The following is an 18,784-nucleotide window of genomic DNA, read 5'->3' on the forward strand; positions in this document are numbered from 1 at the left end:
GGAAAACTTTGTTTTCCGCGCCTCAATTAATATATATAATGATAGAAGAATTAAATCTGTTCCGATTTTTTTGTTCTGTTGAAAATCCAGAAAATAATCGGAAATATCAATAATGTAAGTACTGTTGCGGTTATCAATCCTCCAATAATTACAATGGCTAAAGGTTTTTGAGATTCTGAACCGATTCCTGTAGACAGTGCAGCAGGTAAAAGCCCGATTGATGCCATTAACGCAGTCATAATTACAGGTCGTGTTCTGGATTTTACTCCACTAAATATGGCTGTATCCAAATTCAATCCGTTCTTGACATTTTGATGGAACTCTGTGATCAAAATAACTCCATTCTGAATGCAAATTCCTAAAAGAGCGATCATCCCAACTCCGGCTGAGATCCCGAAATTCATTCTCGTAACGTGAAGCGCGATAATTCCTCCGATCAATGCAAATGGTACGTTGGCCAATACCAGAAGAGAATCTTTCATGTTTCCAAAAAGGATAAATAAAAGGAAGAAAATCATCACAATACTTACAGGAACGACCTGCGCCAATCTGTGAGAAGCTCTTTGTTGGTTTTCAAATTGCCCCGTCCAACCTACAGAATAGCCATCCGGAAGTTCAATATTGGCTACTTTTTTCTGAGCATCGGCAATCGTACTTCCTAAATCCCGGTCACGAATTGAGAATTTTACTCCGATGTAACGCTTGATATCATCTCTGTAAATAAATGCCGCACCATTGTCTTTAACAATATTACTGATCTCTTTTAAAGGAATTTTTGCGCCGTCCTGTGTAGGAACCATCAAAGCAGCGATGTCGTTTTCATCTTTTCTGTATTCCTGAGAATAACGAAGTCTTATCGGGAATTTTCTTTCGCCATCAAACATTTCGGATGCTGTTTTACCTCCGAAAGCCATTTCCAAAACAGCTTGTGCATCAGCAGGCATTACTCCGTAAGCGGCCATTTTATCTCTATCAAGTACAACACTTACTTCGGGCTGACCGATATTTTTAATAATTCCGGGATCTTTTACACCGTCAACATCTTTGATCTGCTTTAAAACCTCATCAGCCAATCTATCCAATGTCTGTAAATTATCTCCGTAAATTTTAATTCCGTTTTCTGCTTTGAAACCGGCTACTGCTTCTGCAACGTTGTCGGAGATCGGTTGAGAATAATTAAAAGTGATTCCCTGATAATTTCTCAATTTTTTGTCGATCCCTTCAATCAATTCTTCATAACTGATGTTTCGCTTCCATTCTTCTTTAGGTTTAAGGTTTACGGCAAACTGTACAAAACCGAAACCGTTGGGATCTGTTCCGTCGTTACTTCTACCCGTCTGCGCCAGAACATCCGTCACTTCCGGGAAGCTCATAATGTCTTTTTTTAAAAGGTCGGCTGTTTTCAATGATTCTTTTAATGAAGAACTCATCGGCATTTCTGCAGTGATCCACAATGAACCTTCATTTAATTGAGGCAAAAATTCTGTTCCCAAAAATTTCCCGGAGAATAAAGTCACCGCCAGGAACGAAATGGCAACAATTAAACTCATTTTTTTATGTTTAAATGTAAAACTGAAGCCTTTTAAAACAATTCTGTCCCAAAAATTAACGAAAGGATTATTCTTTTCTCTAACATTTTTGTTTAAAAGAATATGTGAAAGCACAGGAACTAAAGTTAGGGTAAAAATCAAAGCCCCAATTAATGCAAAACCTAATGTAAAGGCCAATGGTGAAAACATTTTACCTTCCACTTTCTGGAATGAGAAAATTGGAATTAAAGAGGTAATGATAATTAATTTTGAAAAGAAAATAGCTTTTCCTAAGCCTGTTCCGGTTTGCTTGATCCAGCCTGCTTTTGCCATTTTATTGAACTTTTCAGGCCCGTATTTTTTTGCTTTATGGTCGAGCATTACAAAAATTCCTTCTACCATGACGACGGCTCCGTCAATGATAATTCCAAAGTCAACGGCACCGAGTGACAGTAAGTTGGCACTCATTCCCGCCAGTTTTAAACATAAAAATGCAAACAATAACGATAAAGGAATGATGATGGAAACAATTAAAGTAGTTCTCCAATCTGCCATGAAAATTAAAACAATTACTGTTACCAACACAATACCTTCCAATAAGTTGTGCATTACGGTTTCAGTGGTAAAATCCATCAAATTATCACGATCGTAAAAAGTGACCATTTTTACATCTTTTGGAAGAATCTTTTCGTTTAATTCTTTAATTTTAGCCTTAACTCCAACCAAAACTTCACGCGGATTTTCGCCTTTTCTCATCACGACAATTCCTTCAACGGTATCTTCGTGGTTATTCAATCCTGCCTGTCCTACTCTAGGCATTGAACTTTCATGAACTTCTGCAACATTTTTAACTAAAACAGGATTTCCGCTGTCATTCTGGATGGTAATATTTCCAATATCGGCAACAGATTTTACCAATCCGATTCCTCTTACAACATAGGCTTGTCCGTTTTTCTCGATAACATCGCCTCCGACATTTAAGTTACTCTTCGTTACTGCATCATATACCTGAGACGGGGTCAGATTGTATTTATCCAACGCTCTGGGATCGATACTTAATTCAAAAACTTTATCCTGACCTCCAAAAACATTGATATCTGCAACTCCGGGAACACCTCTCAGCGCGCGGTCGATCACCCAGTTTTGTAAGGTCAATAATTCTCGGGAGTCTTTTGTTTTACTCTCCAATGTATATCGGAAAATCTCTCCGGTTGGCCCGTAGGGTGGCTGAACTTCTGGATCAACATCATCAGGAAGACTGATTGTTCTTAATTGGTTATTGACCTGATTTCTGGCAAAAGTGTCATCCACCCCGTCATCAAACAGAATTTTAACAATGGAAAGCCCAAACATCGTTGTACTTCTCACACTTGTCTTCTTCTGAACCGGGCTCATCGCCAATTCAATGGGCGTCGTAACGAAGCGTTCTACCTCTTCTGCACTTCGGCCATTCCATTGGGTGATGATTACAATCTGGGTGTTGGTAACGTCTGGGAAAGCTTCAATCGGCATATTTTTGAAACTTATAAATCCCGAAATGGCCAAGATTGCAACCCAAATAAAGGTAAATGCTTTATTTTTTAATGAAAAAGCAATTATATTTTTTATGAATTTATTCATGATAGATTTATTGAGTCGTTGAAAGTTTTTTGTCTTGATTTTAACGCAAGGTTCGCAAAGGTTTTTTAAAATTACTATGCATATTTCTACGTTCGCTAGGGTATTTCCACTCAGCAAAGACTGTATTCTCGTATTTTTAAGAGATATTTTTTCTTAATTAAGCTTAACTTCTTAATTATCTATTTAAAAAGCTCTTAATCGTTCAAATAAAATTTAATTATTCAAAGAGCGGTAAATCAATAATTGATTATTAGTGATTACTTCTTCTCCTTCAGACAAACCTTCGGAAATATAGGTAACGTCGCCGACCTGTTTTAAAACTTTTACTTCTTTCACTTTTAAATCTGTTCTGGATTTATAGATCACCACAAAACTTCTGTTATCATCAAAAATTACGGCTTTAGATGGAACCGTAAGCGCCATATTATTTTCAGAGCTTGAAATTTTTATCGTTGCTTTACTTTCCGGTATCAATAATCCGTTGGCATTGTCTAAAACAACTCTTGCCTGCATGGTATTGGTCTGGGGATCTATAATTTTGAATATTTTGTCAATTTTCCCGTCAAAAACTTTATCGGGATAAGATAATGTAGAAACCTGTGCCGACATACCGAGGTTGATTTTATCAATATCAGATTCATTAACATTCATGATTGCCCAAACATTGGTTGTATTGGCAACATCGAAAATATTTTCGCTTCTGTCGCTTCTCAGCTGCATATCTTTATTGATGTTCTTTTGAACGATATATCCACTAATTGGCGCTGTCACACTGTAAAGATTTCCTTTTTTCACATTATAAACCGTACTTACTGCGTTTGATCTCTGCATTTGATCCTGTGCTTTTTGAAGCTGACTTTTTGCTTCCAGAACTTCTCTTTCGGTCGTCAGTTTTCCTTCATACATTTCTTTTGCAACACGAAGATTATTTTGAGCAACGACCAAATCGGTTTTTGCATCGCTGACATCTTTCTGGACATCCGCCAATTCTGTACTTCTGATCGTTGCCAGCACCTGCCCTTTTCTCACATAATCTCCCAACTCAACGTTTACGCTCATAACATTTCCGCCTACCAAAGGATAAACATCAATGTAACTGTTCTTGTCAGCAGATATTTTTCCGTAAAAACTAAAGTTATCTTCTATGTATTTTTTCTCAACTTTTGCTAAAGAAATAGATTTCAGCATCGTGTTGCTCAGTTCAAATCCTTTTTTGGCCTGCGGAGCTTTTTCTTCCTCTTTTTTAGAACAAGATAACAGTGACAAAGCCACAAATACAGCAATTATATATTTTTTCATTTTAATAGAAGATTTTCGTTTGTACTAATTGATTCAATTGTTCTGCGGATTGTATGATCTCGTTTTTCATATCGTAGATCTGAAGTGCGGTCTGTCTGTAGCTTTCCATGAAATCTGTGAATTCTATGAGACTTACATTTCCGTTTCGGAAGTTTTTCAGCATTCCGTTGTAAACAAGCTCAAGATTATTGAGATCGGTTGTTTTGATCTCTGCTAATTGGTCATATTGACCTTTCCATGTTTTATAGGCGGACTGAACTTTAGTTTCAAGATTTAATTTCTGATATTCTGCATTTTTCTGATTTTGCTTGATCGCATAATTTGCTTTCTCTATGTTTCCCTGATTGCTTTTCCATAAAGGCAAAGGAATTCCAACCATCAAATTGACTTCATTTCTAAAAGTTCCACTGTTTTGATCCCATTGCGCTCCGACATTTAAATCGGGTACATTTAAGGATTTTTGCCATTGAGAATAGAGTTTGCTATTATCGATCAATTTTAAATTATATAGGTAATCCGCATTATTTTCTACCGCTTTTCTCTTTAATTCTGCTTCATCTCCGAACGGTTGGGCAGCTAGAACTTCTTTAGCTTCAGACTCTGAAAGCTGGGGTTCGATATCTTCAGTAACTCCGGTTAAAACTTTTAAGTTTTGTTCAAATTCAAGAATATTTTTATTGATTCCTATTTTATCATTATTTAACTGAATAACGATGCTCTGCAATCTCACCTCATCTTTCAACGATACGTTTCCCTTTGCCGACTGTACTTTGTAAGCACCCAGCAAATCATTCATATATCCTAATTGCTTATTGGTATTCTCTAATTTTAATTGTTCATAGTAAAGATTGTAGTAGGTTGTATGAAGTTGCGTTTTCAACTCTACCAACAATTGAGAAAATTGAAGCTGAGCAAGCTCTTTATTAGATTTTGCAAAAGCAATCTCGTTTTTCTTTTTACCGCCCATGTAGATCAGCTGGGTTACTTCTGCGCCTTTGGATTTACTAACATTGAAGGCTTTCTTATCCTCAGGATTATATGCATTGATGTATCCGCTTAGTTGTGGAAGTTCCCAGATTTTGGCCTGCAAAATATCTGCATCAGCCATGTTGATGTTGTACTGTTCGGCAATTAGCTGAAGATTATTCGTCTGAAAAGCATTTTCGCAATCCAGAAGAGACATTTGCTGTTGTGCCGTCATTAGGGAAGAAATAACAACAAAAAGTCCTGCAATTTTGTTCATTCTCTTTGTTTTCATGTTACAAAAATGCCTTTGCTCGATTAAAACGACCTTAAAGGAGCCTTAAAAAAAAATTAAATTTGGTTTTAAGGAATGATTTTTGCAATGAATAATTAAAGAATTGATGGAAAATATTCTTTGTTTTTGAAACATTTAGACTAAAAATTATTTCATCTAAATTAAAAACGTAATTATTGGTAAATGTTAAAGTAAGATCCTTCGACAGGCTCAGGATGACATCGCTATATTTTTAGTGTTTAAATAAAAACTACTTTTTAAAAATTACACTGAATTGATTTGTCTTTTCAGAAGGTGCTGAGTAAAGAATTTCGGCGCCGTGGTATTCAATAATTCTTTTTACGATACGAAGTCCAAGGCCGGAACCGGAAATATTCTGAGAATTATTTCCTCTCATAAAAGCTTCAAATAATTTTGAGCGATCCTGTTCTTCGATAACATTTCCACTCGAAACAACATCAACCGTAAGATCAGAATTGGTTTCTGTTATTAAAACATCAACTTCCATATTGTCGGAATAGACTGCAGCATTTTTAAACAAATTGATAAATACAATGTCTAATAAAGATTGAATACCGGGAATGGTAAGAAGAGCATTTTCGGAAGTATTTTCAGAAATTAAAAAATCCATTTTAAGGTTGGGATAGCTTTTTTCTACTGCCTCATAGGATTCAAATATAACTTCATCAATCCTTACTTCTTCATACAAAGTCTGAATATTTTCTTTATCGAATTTAGTTAAAATCAATAATGAGTTTGTAAGATCCGATAACTGATAAACATCCTTCTGAATTTGCTTTAAAGAAGACAGCGTTTCCGGAGTGTGCTGTTCCAGTTTAATTAAATTTTCCAGCTGAAAAGCCATCCTCGTGATCGGCGTTCTGATCTCATGCGATGCACTTGCTGTAAAATCTCTCTGAGACTGAAAAACATCATCCAATCTTGCAATCATCGTATTAAATGACTTCGCGAGAATACTGATTTCATCATTTGATGGCTGCACAGGAATCTGCGTCGTTAATTTATGTGCCGTAACCTCCGAAATCTCTTTATTAAGATCTTCTAACGGACGAAGAAACTGTCCCATAAAATAATAACTGAAAAAGCCGATGAGCAAAGTGCTCATCACATAAGCCGCGATCAAAAGATATTTCAGATATTCAAGTTTTGATTTTCCGTTGGTATCGAAAGCACTTGTAAGAATATAATAATTTTCATTATTAATACTTTTTAGCGCTGCGTATATTTCAGGCTGAGTTTTTTCGCTGTAGATGGTCTTTCTCTGATCTAATTCTTTCAGCAAAGCATTATCCCAGGTTACATTCCTGTCTTTTATCGTACTGTAAATCAGTTGTTTTTGACTATTAAAAATCAGAATTGTTTCATTTAAAAGAATATTATCCGAGTTTTCATTAAAAAAGACAGGCGCTTCTTCTTCAAAATCTTTAGACTTTGAAATAAAATGCGAAGTAAACTCTAATCTCTGCCTGAATCTTTCCTTGAATTCATCTCTTCTGAAATCATTAAAAGACATATAAATCACCACCATCACAATACCAAAAAGTAGTGAGAATGCAATGCTGAGATTGAGCGCGATCTTTCTTTTTAAAGACATTTACAGTGAACTTAGATAATATCCGAATCCGGAACGTGTATGAATTAATTTAACTTTAAAATCTTTATCTATTTTCTTTCTTAAAAAATTAATATAAACTTCCACCGTATTGGTATTTGTATTGAAATTATGCTCCCAGACGTTTTCTGTAATCTGCTGTTTAGAAACCGTTCTTCCCTGCGCTTCTGCCAGATAAACCAACAGTTGAAATTCTTTTAAGGTAAGAGCAATTTCGTTTCCTGCACGGAAAACTTTTTGTTCGGTTTTATTGATAATTAAATCATCAATTCTGATAATATCCTGATCTACATTATCGGAAGGTGTTTTTCTTCTCAACAAAGAATTCATACGAAGAAGCAGTTCTTCAAACTGAAAAGGCTTCACCAAATAATCATCTGCGAGCCTCGTAAAAGCATCTTTCTTATCCGAAAGATCTCCGTAAGCAGAAATGATAATAATCGGGGTATTTTTATCGAAAGAACGGATGGTTTGACAAACATCCAGTCCGTTTATTTTCGGAACATTGATATCCAACAGATACAGATCATATGTATTGTTTTTGATCTGACGGAGAAAAGTTTCGCCATCATAAATTTTATCACACGTAAAATTGTTTGATTCTAAAAACTTACAAAGTTCTGCAGAGAGAATAAGATCGTCTTCCAATAAAAGAATATTCATCAATATATATTTTACACGAATTTAACGAAAATTTTTATGATATTGAAGTGACAGTAGAGATTGGGAAATACTTTAATTAAATTTTAATGTTAGAATTTTGAGTTAACATATAAATATTTTTTTTAGCGCAAGGTTCACTAATTTTTTTTGATTTTAAATATTGTTGATTTTCGTTCGCAAGGGCGTTTTACTCAGCAAAGGTAAAATGGATGTACTTTAATCTAGAATATTGTAATAAGTTTTGATTAAAACCCAATTGAGGTTTTCCAAAAGTCAATAAAGCATGCCCCAGTTTTGATACAAAAAAAGAATACCAAAAAATATAAACTTTGCGATTAGGAAACCCTAAATTATATTAAAAAACGATAACAACTAATTTTAGTTACCGTTTCTTTTAATATAATTTGAGTCATTAGTGATTACATAATTATTAATTTCAATAACTGAATTTTTATCTAGTTGTATCCCTTTTATTTCAACCATGCAGACATGTGATATTTCCATAATTATTTTGTCTTAGTTTTGACTATCATTCTAAATTATTTATGAACGGATTCCAGATATGCTTTAATATTCGTATTATCATTGAATATTTCTAAATTATTATCTAGAATAGTATTATAAACTATACGCGCTAAATTATCTAAATTTACACTGTAAAGTTGTAAATCTATTATTTTTGAATGGGCGTCTTTTAGCTTGTCTCCATGAACATATTTAGATCTAATATCATATGAAGATTTCAGTGTTTTATAAGTTCCATCTTTAAGGATAGTTTTATCATAAATAAACAAAAACTCTGAAGACCTCATAGAAATATTGTGCGCAATTCTATCTTCATTTTTTATAGAAAAAAGACATTCAAAAAAAGCGATAAGGTTAGATATTTTTAGTGCTAGATAGCTTTGTTTTCGTGCTTCATTTAAAAATCTGTTAGCCCGGTGAAATCTAGTCATATCATTGTGATTTTCCATTCTATGGCTAACGTAAAGATTAACTTCATCAATCTTTTCTTTTGGAAAATTCACATTTGGAATGCTTATGAAATTTTCTCTTTTATTGTATAGCTCAATAAGTAACGAAAAATCTTTATCCGAATATTCAACATATTCAATTGTTCCATTTGCTTTATATATGTTATAATTTAACTTACCACGGTAATGACTTAATCCATTTTGAATAGGAATATAGTAAAATAACGTATATACTATTGTCCGATATACGCCATAAAGTACTAATAATATCAGCAGCAAAATTTTGTACATAGTTTAGATCTTCTGTTTGATTCAATAAAATACAGATAAAAGATCCATTTTTTATTTTCTCATAATCAAGACTTCCAAAAACAGGTTCAAAAACTTCTTGCTTTACAAATAATTGGTTTTCAATAAAATCTGTGTCATTTGTAATATAAAAATCACTATACTTAAATGTTGTTTTTGGCAGGAACTTTAAGCCTATGATTTCACCTAAGCAAATGTGGGAAAATTTTAAAATATTCATGGTTATTTTTTAGTTTCCACGAATATATAAATATTTACTAAGGTTACATAATCTGTTTATTAAATCGTTAGAATTCGGGGATCCGGGGGTCAATCTTAAAAGTTGGGGACTAAGCAAAAAAAATCCCGAAGTGAATTCGGGATGTAACGAGAGCCAACTACGGGACTTGAACCCGTGACCTCTTCCTTACCAAGGAAGCACTCTACCGCTGAGCTAAGTCGGCCTTAAACAAAAAAATCACGCTAAAGATAGAGTGATTTTTTTTGAGCGAAAGACGAGGGTCGAACTCGCGACATTCAGCTTGGAAGGCTGACGCTCTACCAACTGAGCTACTTTCGCAATTTTGTTTCCAAAATTATTGGTTAACGTTTTGCAAATTTAGGAAAATCCTTTTTAATTTGCAAACTTTTTTTTCAATATAAACTGTGGGAAGAGCAGGATTCGAACCTGCGAAGCCGAAGCAACTGAGTTACAGTCAGTCCCATTTAGCCACTCTGGAATCTTCCCGAATGTTTATATTAAATGAGCCTCCAGAGGGACTCGAACCCACGACCTGCTGATTACAAATCAGCTGCTCTAGCCAACTGAGCTATGGAGGCAATTTTAATGTTGTGACTGAAAGCTTTTGAGAAAATTCTACTCTAACCTTTTCAGTAGTTAAAAAAAATCATTCTTTTCAGTCTGACTTTTTGAGCGAAAGACGAGGGTCGAACTCGCGACATTCAGCTTGGAAGGCTGACGCTCTACCAACTGAGCTACTTTCGCAATTTTGTTTCCAAAACTATTGGTTTAACGGTTTGCAAATCTAAGAAACTTTCTTGAAACCTGCAAGACTTTTTTTTACAAATATAAACCGTGGGAAGAGCAGGATTCGAACCTGCGAAGCCGAAGCAACTGAGTTACAGTCAGTCCCATTTAGCCACTCTGGAATCTTCCCGAATGTTTATATTAAATGAGCCTCCAGAGGGACTCGAACCCACGACCTGCTGATTACAAATCAGCTGCTCTAGCCAACTGAGCTATGGAGGCATAATTAAAAAGAATTCAAAAGAACGCTGTTCCCTTTTTGCGATTGCAAAGATAGAACGGTTTTTTTGAATTCTCAAATTTTTTTATGACTTTTTTTATCTTTTTTTTCTACGCCAACTCTTTTTTCTTGATTAGTAGCTTTTTAGCAGTATCAACACAAAGGTCTAAACTTTCTTCAAAAGTTGCAGATGTCTTTTTAACGACAATATCGTCACCCGGAACTGCCAAGATAAGCTCGGTAGTTTTATTTATTTTATCTGCAGCATTCTCTACTTTTAAAAACACTTTACATTCATGAATTTTGTCGTAAAAAGTTTCAAGTTTACTTACTTTTTTTTCAATGTGTGACTCTAGTGGTTCGTGTGGAGTTAAACCAATTGACTGTACTGTGATCTTCATAATTCTTCTTTTTTAGATGCTCTTGGATGAGCCTGATTAAACACTTTTTTCAATTGTTCGATATTAGCATTCGTATAGACTTGAGTACTTGCAAGGCTGGAATGTCCTAATATTTTTTTTACTTTCGATATCTCTGCCCCATTGTCCAAAACGTGTGTAGCAAAGCTATGACGAAGGATGTGAGGACTTCTTTTTTCTTTTGTTGTTATAAGACTAAGGTACTTATTAACTACCACATAAACAAATTTTTCATTGAGTTTTTTGCCTTTCTTGCTGACGAAAAAATACAATTCGTGCTCGCTCTGCGGTTTCCTTATTTCTAAATAACTTCTAAGCAGATTTGCAAGATCTTGAGAGATCGGGATGTATCTTTCTTTATTTCCCTTTCCTATAATTTTGAGGTCGTTTCTGCCTAAATCTACATTCTCAAATATCAAGCCACAAAGTTCAGCTTTTCGAATTCCGGTCTGATATAAAACTTCCATGATGCATTTTTCAAGAATATCATGCTTTTCCTCAAAAATTTGGTCATTAAGAACCTGCATTTCTTCTTTAGACATGGGAATTTGCTTCTCTGCGTAAAATTTAAGGGAAGATACAGTCTCAGTAGGAGAAACCCTGATTTCGCCTATTTTTAAAAGGAAATGGTAGAAGCTTCGGAGTGAAGAGAGTTTTCTGTTGATACTTCTCTTGGCAATATTATTTTCGCTGAGTTCAACGATAAAATTTCTGATGACTTTTTTGTCTGCTTTGGAAATATCTTCGGAGGATTCTGTTTTGAGATAGAAATGAGAAAAATCCTCAAGGTCTTTTTTATAGCTTGTAATAGTGTGAGGAGAATATCTCTTCTCGAGCTGTAAATATTCTAAAAATTTATCTAACATTGATGAGGGCGTAAACAAAAAAATTCACTCCTCAAATATAGTATTTAAGAAGTGAATTTAGTATGTGTTTAAGAAAAAAATTCTTAAGCCTGTTCTTCCTTGCTAAGTGCTCTTTGCTTATAAGCAGCTTTCAATTTAGACTGTCTTAAACTTACAGAAGGCTTGATAAACGCTTGTCTAGATCTCAATTGACGAACTGTACCCGTTTTATCAAATTTTCTTTTATATTTCTTTAGTGCTCTATCGATGGATTCACCATCTTTTACAGGAATTATTAACATATTTTACATCTCATTTTGAGTTGCAAAAGTATACATTTTTTATTAAGCCACAAAATTTTATTTTAATTTAAATTTAAAACTTATCCGGAAAAGGATCTATTGGATGTTTTAATTATATTAAATCAAGCATAAAACCTTTACGCTTATCCTAAAAAATTAACTTAAAAATAAAAAATATTTCAAATAAACAATAAAATAAATATCAAAATAAAATTAATCAGCCTAATATATTGTTATTTTATTTATTTTTGCAAAAAACTAACAGTCAAATAAGTATGGGAGCTACATTATTTTTATCCAGCTAATCTTTTCTCTTTGAAGGAAATGAAGTTCTCTATAATTTCACATCCTTTATTCATGGTTATTTATATAAGATCTTATCATTTCTCTGAGGTCTTAAAATGATCCTACTTTTTGACAAAACAGATAAACACACCCTTATTATTTATTAAGCAATGATTAAAAAATTATTACTTTCGTTTTTATTCATCTTTCACATTACCATTTTCGCACAGGAAGATTGTGTTTCTGCGATTACAGTATGTGGAAATTCGAATATAAATTATACTCCATCAGGAATAGGAAATACTGACGAAAACCTTGGAGGGTGTCTGTCGACCGGCGAACATAATTCGGTCTGGTATAAATTCACGATTGCAACAAGCGGAACACTTACATTTAATTTAATTCCAACCGGGCCTGTAGATTACGATTGGGCGATTTACGGACCGAATGTAAGCTGTTCCAGCCGAGGATTTCCAATCAGATGTAATGCATCGGGAGCCCTTACGAGTACCGGAATGAACATGACCAACACCAACACAACATCCGGAGGAGGAGCCACTGATCCTTACTGCAGATATATGGATGTAGTAGCCGGACAAACCTATTATTTATACCTTGACAATTGGTCTACAACCGTATATACCTTTAATCTAACATGGGGAGGAACGGCAACATTTGTTTCACCGTTCAATAACTCTACCTTAGCTCCCAATCCTTTTATTGCTCCAGGAAGTCCGGGACCGAATGCCAATTCGCCCAGAGAAATATCTATCTGCAGCAACAGCAATACATTTGATTTCAGCTCATTATCTACGGGAATAATAAATGGAAATCCTAATTTTACAGTTTCTTATTTTAACAATGTTAATGATGCGACAACCGGAAGCAACCCTATTACCACTCCAACCACAGTCAATACAACGAATACTTATTATTATAATGTAAGTTATCATGACCCGAATAATCCGACGAGTGTAATTAATTCATGTAAACAGACGAATGCTATTATTTTCAAAAATAAAAGCCTAACAGCTAACATCAGCTCTACCAGCACTACTCTATGCCCTAGCGGAAATATAATATTGACTTCAAACAACGCAACCGGCAACACATGGTCTACTGGAGCTACCACCCAATCTATCACGATAACAACACCAGGAACTTACACATTAACAAGCACTAACGGAACATGTACAAGTCCGCAAGCCTCTGTTGTCATTACCCAAGATACAGATCCTAATGTACAAATTGCCGGAAATCTTGTTTTATGTGAATCTCCGACACAGCTCACCGCCTCAGCTAATGGAACGGGAAATATTTACACCTGGTCAAACGGCGGAATAGGAAACAGTATTTCTGTCTCAACGGCGGGAACTTATACAGTGACCGTAAAAACTCCTGGAAACTGTCTATATCAAAAATCAGTAACTGTGACACAGGGAATCGTTCCGACCGTGCAGAATTCAAGCTTAAGCCAATGTTCAGGTTCTGGCACGGCAACTTTTGACCTAACTTCAGCACAGCCAAATATCAGCACAACATCGAGTATCAATTTTGATTATTATATCAATCAGGCAGATGCTTTAGCTGGAAATACAAATACCATCTCTACTCCGACAGCTTACGTTTCAGGAAACGCAACGATTTATGTAAGAGTAAAATCTTTAACCTGTTCAAAAGTTGCGGAATTACAATTAATTGTCAATCAAAAACCAATTCCAACAATTACCGCTTCTTCAAATCTCATCTGTACCAACAATACAATTACTTTGACTTCTAATTTCCCCACAGGAAATACTTGGTCAACAGGGCAAAATACTCAAAGTATTACAGTAAACACCGCAGGAACATATACTTTAACCAATAATAATGGAAACTGCACAAGCGATCCTGTATCAATTACAATTTCTCAAAGCATAGATCCAAATGTTCAAATTACAGGAAATTTAACACCATGTGATGGCGCTTCAACAGTTTTAACAGCTACGGCAAATGGTACAGGAAATACATTTTCATGGTCAAACGGAGTAAGCACAGCAACAAATACCGTAACAACCTCGGGAGTTTACACGGTAACAGTTACTACACCTACAGGATGTCAATATCAAAAATCCGTAACCGTAACTATGAACCCTCCTATTATTGTAAATATTGATATTCCACTGCAAATTACCTGCGCTAATTTACAAGTTACATTAAACGCAGCTTCCTCTGTATATCAATCAGGAAGCACATTTTTATGGACTGCGACAGGCGGCGGAACCATTTTATCAGGAGCTAATACCTTAACCCCAACTGTTAATAATAGCGGAACTTATACACTTACCATTACCAGTTCATCAGGTTGTACTAAACAGGGTTTTGTAACCGTAACAAAAAATACAACACCTCCCATTCTGATTATTAATGCACCCAAACTTACAATTTGTAAAGGAGAATCTGTCGTACTTACTGCTTCCGGAGGAGTTACATACACTTGGACCGGTCTTACGGGTAATGGAAATACTCAAACGGTTTCTCCAACAACGACAACAACGTATACCGTAACAGGAATTGGTGCCAATGGCTGTACTGCTCAAACTTCAGCATCAATTACAATTAAAGTTGTTCCCGAAATTGTTTCTACCTTACATAATGTTGAAATGTGTAAAGGAGACAAAGCATTATTAGATGCGGGATCAGGCCCAAATTACACCTACAATTGGAGTACAGGAGCTACAACACAAACAATAACTACAGAATTAGCAGGAACTTATACTGTAACCATTAGTAATGGAGTTTGTTCTAAAATATTCACCGCCACGGTTTCTTATACTGTAACTCCAGAAATTCTGGAAGTAATTTACAAAGACAATACTTTAACAATCAATGTTAAAAATAATGGAAATCTACCGTTAGAATATTCTATTGACGGGGGTGTAACATGGCAGTCTTCAAGTATTTTCACTAATGTTCTCAGAAACACTCAATATTCAATCAGGGTAAAAAGCAGAGGCGCACTTTGCTATTCGGATATGGAATATTATACTTTTTTCATGTCTAATGTCATTACTCCAAACAGTGATGGTAAAAATGATGTTATCGACTTCAGTGAGATCAGTAAATATGGAAATTTTGAAGGAAGTATATTCGATAGATATGGAAAGTCTGTATTTAATGCCAGTACAAAAAATCCTATCTGGAACGGACGATATCTAGAAAGACCTCTGCCAACCGGAACCTATTGGTATAAATTATTCTGGGAAGACCGAAGAAGTAAAAAGCCGGTTCAGCTTTCAGGATGGGTTTTACTTAAAAACAGAGATTAGATTAAATTAAATTTTAAAATGTCAGGATATAAATTCTGGCATTTTTTATTGATTAAAACTACATTTTTGAAAATGCTGATTTAATATGAACCATATTTAAACAAAAAAAATTATCTTTGCAATCTTATCTACTGGGGTTGACTGGTTTCGACAGCAAGGTCAATGGGTAAGTAAGCATGCAGAGAACCGTAGCGCGATCTCTTTAATCCCTTGCTACAAACTTTTAACTGGCAACGAAGAGTTCGCTCTTGCAGCTTAATCCGAATAAAGTAAGATTCAAGCGCTTTCCCGAAGATAGTAAGGAAGCAAGATGTCTCACAAATGCTCCGTTCTACGGCGTTTGATCCTGAGATATAGGAATGTAGAAATAAGGTTTTAGATGCTTTGGCTAAAACTCGAAAATCTCAGAAGATAAGCTGGAAGTTGGGTGTCTATCCTCTGCCTTCAGTCGAAAATCAATGGTAGAATAAGCATGTAGAAATCTTATGTATTGCTTGTTTGGACGAGGGTTCGAATCCCTCCAACTCCACAAAATAAAAACCTTAAATCACTAACAATAAGTAATTTAAGGTTTTTTATTTTTATAATCTGTACGATTACTGTACGGTAGTTTATTTATTACTTATCTTTTGCCTTTCTAATTCCAATTTGCTTTGCTAATTGCTCTAATTTGTGATTACTATCCCTTTTCTCATTAATTATATTTCGGAATCCATCCTTTTGATTTTGAGCAGTTGCTTGATATAAATTCTTTAAATAATCACCATTCTGTAATAAAATATCTAAAAATTCATTATTATCTAAGAAATTGTTTTTAATAATGGTTCTAAAAATATCTGTAGAAGAATCTAATGAATTATATTTAATGAAAAACGGTAGAATCTTTTGTATTGTACCAAGATTTAATTCAATATGACCATTTAAAAACTGATCTCTAATATCTTTTAAACTATTTTCAATTGATAATTTAGAATTATTAGCTTCATATTTGTTAAATATTTTCCACCAACGTTCATCATCTTTATTTTCTTGGATTTTCAACAAAAATCGTTCCTTAAATACATCTAAAGAAGATTGAGTCAAGGACATAGAATCCAAATAACCAAAATACTTAAAGTGAATATCTTTTTCCGAATTAAAAACAATTTTATAACCATCATTGTCTAAACCTTGAAATTCTTGATTAAATTTTTCTATAAAACTTTTTGATATTGATAAATCACTATATTTAAAACAATCATCTATAAATTCATCACTTAAATCCTCTAATAATAAATCAGAATTTACTACTGTCCATTCATTTAACTCATTTAGCAGTTGCTTATCTTTTAGTTTTAGTGAAGATTTAATTTTACCATAATTCTCAATCAGCTTATTAATATCTGCCCATTTGTCTAAAGATGAATCGGCAAACATGCTCAAAATAATATTTTTAAATAAAATGGAGTCATTAAAATGTTCCGAACTAATTAAAAGTTCACCAAAAGAAATATAATTTAGAATTTTATTTCCAATGTCCTTTGCTTTATTTTCATCGTTAGTATTTAAAACATCACTAAAATAAGTCCTATAAGAAGTGTTGAACTTTTCACCTCTCGCAATTCTCATTGCGATTAAGTCATTAATAATAAGCAATGTTGAGGAACTATTATCAACATAGAAAGTGTATATTTTACCATCATCTAATAAATCTTTTAATACTGCACTTTCATTTTTTGTAGTTTCTTTAATTTTTAAAAGTATGTCATTTGCTTTCTGAATATCATTGTTATCTACAGCAGTATTCAAATTTGTTTTTAAGTGTTTCTTATAATCATTTAGAACAAAATCTTTACACAATACATCAGTGTTATCTAATTCTAAAATATTATCAATTTTTAGTTCAGAGATATATTTATCAACAGATCTACCATCAGAAATTAGCTTATATTTCTTATAATCGCTTTCTTTATTTTCCACCAACTCAACAAGATTTGAAGCCTGAATATTTTTTGTCACCAATAAAGGCAAAACTCTATCACCTCCTACACCATCTATTAGCTTATCAATCAAAGAAGTATACCCCATTATATTAGAATCAGTAATTAATTCTGCATATTGAAGTAATAAAATTTTCAAATATTTATCATCATTATAATTAGCAATTAAAATTAGCTGCCAATCTTCAATTACAAGTTTTTCAACCTGAGGATTCTTATTTACAACTTTGTAATAGAAGTTTTTCCAAGCTTGCTCAATTTGTAATTCAGGTATATTGGTATCTTTTTGAATTTCAGATAGGGTCTTAATTGGATTTTCTAAAATATTAATATCAATAATTACTGAGCTAAAAATCGAATCTGCAAAATCAGATTTACAAATAGAGTTGAATCTATCCACATCATTTCTGTTTAGTGCGTCTTTTAATTCCTGAGTATAAATTAACTCAATTGCCTCGTCAACTGCAATATGATAAATGATTGCAGTTATTTGTTTTGAAAAATCAGAATCATTATAATAAATAGATTTTAAACCCTCTAAATAGTCTAATTCCGTAATGGAATTTAAAGGATGTTTTAAAATTTCATCTTTTTTTAAGACAAATATTGAAATATATCTCTCTTTGAAATCTTCATCCAAAAGTTTAATCGTTAAAATCTCATTTATAAAAGCAATAATTTCTCTTGGGGTTATTCTTTTATTTAAAAATTCATAAACCTGTATTACTAAACGTAATTCATCTGTATCATAATTAATAAAAGCTTTCTCCTGAACTTGCAACTATTTTTGAGACAAAATTTATATACTCTTTATGCTACATTTTTAGATTGATTAGACATTAAATTTTGATACTCTTTTATGGTTAAATTTCCTAAAGCCGAATGCCTTCTGTGAGTGTTGTAAAATGTTTCTATATATTCAAACACAGAGTTTTTAGCATGATCTCTAGTTTCATATTTATTTTGATAGACAAGTTCGGTTTTCAGAGTTTTGAAAAAGCTCTCAGCTACAGCATTGTCATAACAATTTCCTTTTCCGCTCATGCTTCGAGTAATGTTTTTTCCGACTATTGATGTAAATTCTGTACACGCATATTGTATCCCTCTATCTGAA

General features: G+C 33.7%; 12 protein-coding genes, 7 tRNA genes and 1 other RNA gene. 2 read left to right on the forward strand and 18 right to left on the reverse strand.

Features of this window, described 5'->3' with window-relative positions; genetic code table 11:
- Positions 1-50 precede the first annotated feature (50 nt).
- From BT156_RS17980 to rpsU, 16 genes are all read right to left on the reverse strand, one after another.
- Complete coding sequence (locus BT156_RS17980; protein ID WP_072412216.1) at positions 51-3,149, reverse strand: efflux RND transporter permease subunit; 3,099 nt, start codon at positions 3,147-3,149, stop codon at positions 51-53.
- Positions 3,150-3,362: 213 nt separating this feature from the next.
- Entirely contained in the window at positions 3,363-4,448 is a 1,086-nt protein-coding gene (locus tag BT156_RS17985; protein WP_072412218.1) for an efflux RND transporter periplasmic adaptor subunit, read from the reverse strand.
- A gap of 1 nt (position 4,449) precedes the next feature.
- Positions 4,450-5,691, reverse strand: a complete 1,242-nt coding sequence (locus BT156_RS17990) for a TolC family protein (protein WP_083582395.1) — start codon at positions 5,689-5,691, stop codon at positions 4,450-4,452.
- Between the two features lie 265 nt (positions 5,692-5,956).
- On the reverse strand, positions 5,957-7,321 hold the full coding sequence (locus BT156_RS17995) for an ATP-binding protein (RefSeq protein WP_072412220.1): 1,365 nt from the start codon (positions 7,319-7,321) through the stop codon (positions 5,957-5,959).
- Positions 7,322-8,002, reverse strand: coding sequence for a response regulator transcription factor (locus tag BT156_RS18000; RefSeq protein ID WP_072412221.1), 681 nt, complete (start codon positions 8,000-8,002; stop codon positions 7,322-7,324).
- A gap of 539 nt (positions 8,003-8,541) precedes the next feature.
- The gene (locus BT156_RS21950; RefSeq protein ID WP_139255515.1) at positions 8,542-9,267 is read right to left on the reverse strand and encodes a HEPN domain-containing protein; all 726 of its coding nucleotides are present in this window, start codon (positions 9,265-9,267) and stop codon (positions 8,542-8,544) included.
- 389 nt (positions 9,268-9,656) lie between these two features.
- Positions 9,657-9,728, reverse strand: a tRNA-Thr gene (locus tag BT156_RS18015).
- 43 nt (positions 9,729-9,771) lie between these two features.
- Positions 9,772-9,844, reverse strand: a tRNA-Gly gene (locus tag BT156_RS18020).
- 87 nt (positions 9,845-9,931) lie between these two features.
- Positions 9,932-10,012, reverse strand: a tRNA-Tyr gene (locus BT156_RS18025).
- An 18-nt stretch (positions 10,013-10,030) separates the two neighbouring features.
- Positions 10,031-10,104, reverse strand: a tRNA-Thr gene (locus tag BT156_RS18030).
- Between the two features lie 93 nt (positions 10,105-10,197).
- A tRNA-Gly gene (locus BT156_RS18035) sits at positions 10,198-10,270 on the reverse strand.
- A 91-nt stretch (positions 10,271-10,361) separates the two neighbouring features.
- Positions 10,362-10,442: transfer RNA gene (locus BT156_RS18040), tRNA-Tyr, on the reverse strand.
- A gap of 18 nt (positions 10,443-10,460) precedes the next feature.
- Positions 10,461-10,534: transfer RNA gene (locus BT156_RS18045), tRNA-Thr, on the reverse strand.
- A gap of 108 nt (positions 10,535-10,642) precedes the next feature.
- Positions 10,643-10,933, reverse strand: coding sequence for an HPF/RaiA family ribosome-associated protein (locus BT156_RS18050; RefSeq protein WP_072412227.1), 291 nt, complete (start codon positions 10,931-10,933; stop codon positions 10,643-10,645).
- Positions 10,930-11,817: a tyrosine-type recombinase/integrase gene (locus tag BT156_RS18055; RefSeq protein WP_072412229.1), complete on the reverse strand. Its 888-nt coding sequence runs from the start codon at positions 11,815-11,817 to the stop codon at positions 10,930-10,932. Before BT156_RS18055 ends, BT156_RS18050 begins: the two co-directional genes overlap by 4 nt.
- 83 nt (positions 11,818-11,900) lie before the next feature.
- On the reverse strand, positions 11,901-12,098 hold the full coding sequence (rpsU, locus tag BT156_RS18060) for a 30S ribosomal protein S21 (RefSeq protein ID WP_066754938.1): 198 nt from the start codon (positions 12,096-12,098) through the stop codon (positions 11,901-11,903).
- A 455-nt stretch (positions 12,099-12,553) separates the two neighbouring features.
- Between rpsU and BT156_RS18065 the strand changes: the two genes are divergently transcribed.
- Both BT156_RS18065 and ssrA read left to right on the forward strand, forming a co-directional pair.
- Complete coding sequence (locus BT156_RS18065; RefSeq protein WP_072412231.1) at positions 12,554-15,691, forward strand: T9SS type B sorting domain-containing protein; 3,138 nt, start codon at positions 12,554-12,556, stop codon at positions 15,689-15,691.
- A 133-nt stretch (positions 15,692-15,824) separates the two neighbouring features.
- Positions 15,825-16,223, forward strand: a transfer-messenger RNA (tmRNA) gene (gene ssrA / locus BT156_RS18070).
- 86 nt (positions 16,224-16,309) lie between these two features.
- Here ssrA and BT156_RS18075 read toward each other — a convergent pair.
- Complete coding sequence (locus BT156_RS18075; protein WP_072412233.1) at positions 16,310-18,451, reverse strand: hypothetical protein; 2,142 nt, start codon at positions 18,449-18,451, stop codon at positions 16,310-16,312.
- A gap of 29 nt (positions 18,452-18,480) precedes the next feature.
- A partial coding sequence (locus BT156_RS22395) for an integrase core domain-containing protein (protein ID WP_228430186.1) occupies positions 18,481-18,784 on the reverse strand: 304 nt, incomplete at its 5' end.

Origin of the sequence: Chryseobacterium limigenitum (assembly GCF_900114875.1) — a bacterium.
Taxonomy (GTDB): domain Bacteria; phylum Bacteroidota; class Bacteroidia; order Flavobacteriales; family Weeksellaceae; genus Chryseobacterium; species Chryseobacterium limigenitum.

Coding starts and splice junctions, on each gene's coding strand:
- BT156_RS17985 (WP_072412218.1), bottom strand. CDS start 4,448: ATGAAAAAATATATAATTGCTGTATTTGTGGCTTTGTCACTGTTATCT.
- BT156_RS18055 (WP_072412229.1), bottom strand. CDS start 11,817: ATGTTAGATAAATTTTTAGAATATTTACAGCTCGAGAAGAGATATTCT.
- BT156_RS17980 (WP_072412216.1), bottom strand. CDS start 3,149: ATGAATAAATTCATAAAAAATATAATTGCTTTTTCATTAAAAAATAAA.
- BT156_RS21950 (WP_139255515.1), bottom strand. CDS start 9,267: ATGTACAAAATTTTGCTGCTGATATTATTAGTACTTTATGGCGTATAT.
- rpsU (WP_066754938.1), bottom strand. CDS start 12,098: ATGTTAATAATTCCTGTAAAAGATGGTGAATCCATCGATAGAGCACTA.
- BT156_RS18065 (WP_072412231.1), top strand. CDS start 12,554: ATGATTAAAAAATTATTACTTTCGTTTTTATTCATCTTTCACATTACC.
- BT156_RS17995 (WP_072412220.1), bottom strand. CDS start 7,321: ATGTCTTTAAAAAGAAAGATCGCGCTCAATCTCAGCATTGCATTCTCA.
- BT156_RS18000 (WP_072412221.1), bottom strand. CDS start 8,002: ATGAATATTCTTTTATTGGAAGACGATCTTATTCTCTCTGCAGAACTT.
- BT156_RS18050 (WP_072412227.1), bottom strand. CDS start 10,933: ATGAAGATCACAGTACAGTCAATTGGTTTAACTCCACACGAACCACTA.
- BT156_RS17990 (WP_083582395.1), bottom strand. CDS start 5,691: ATGAACAAAATTGCAGGACTTTTTGTTGTTATTTCTTCCCTAATGACG.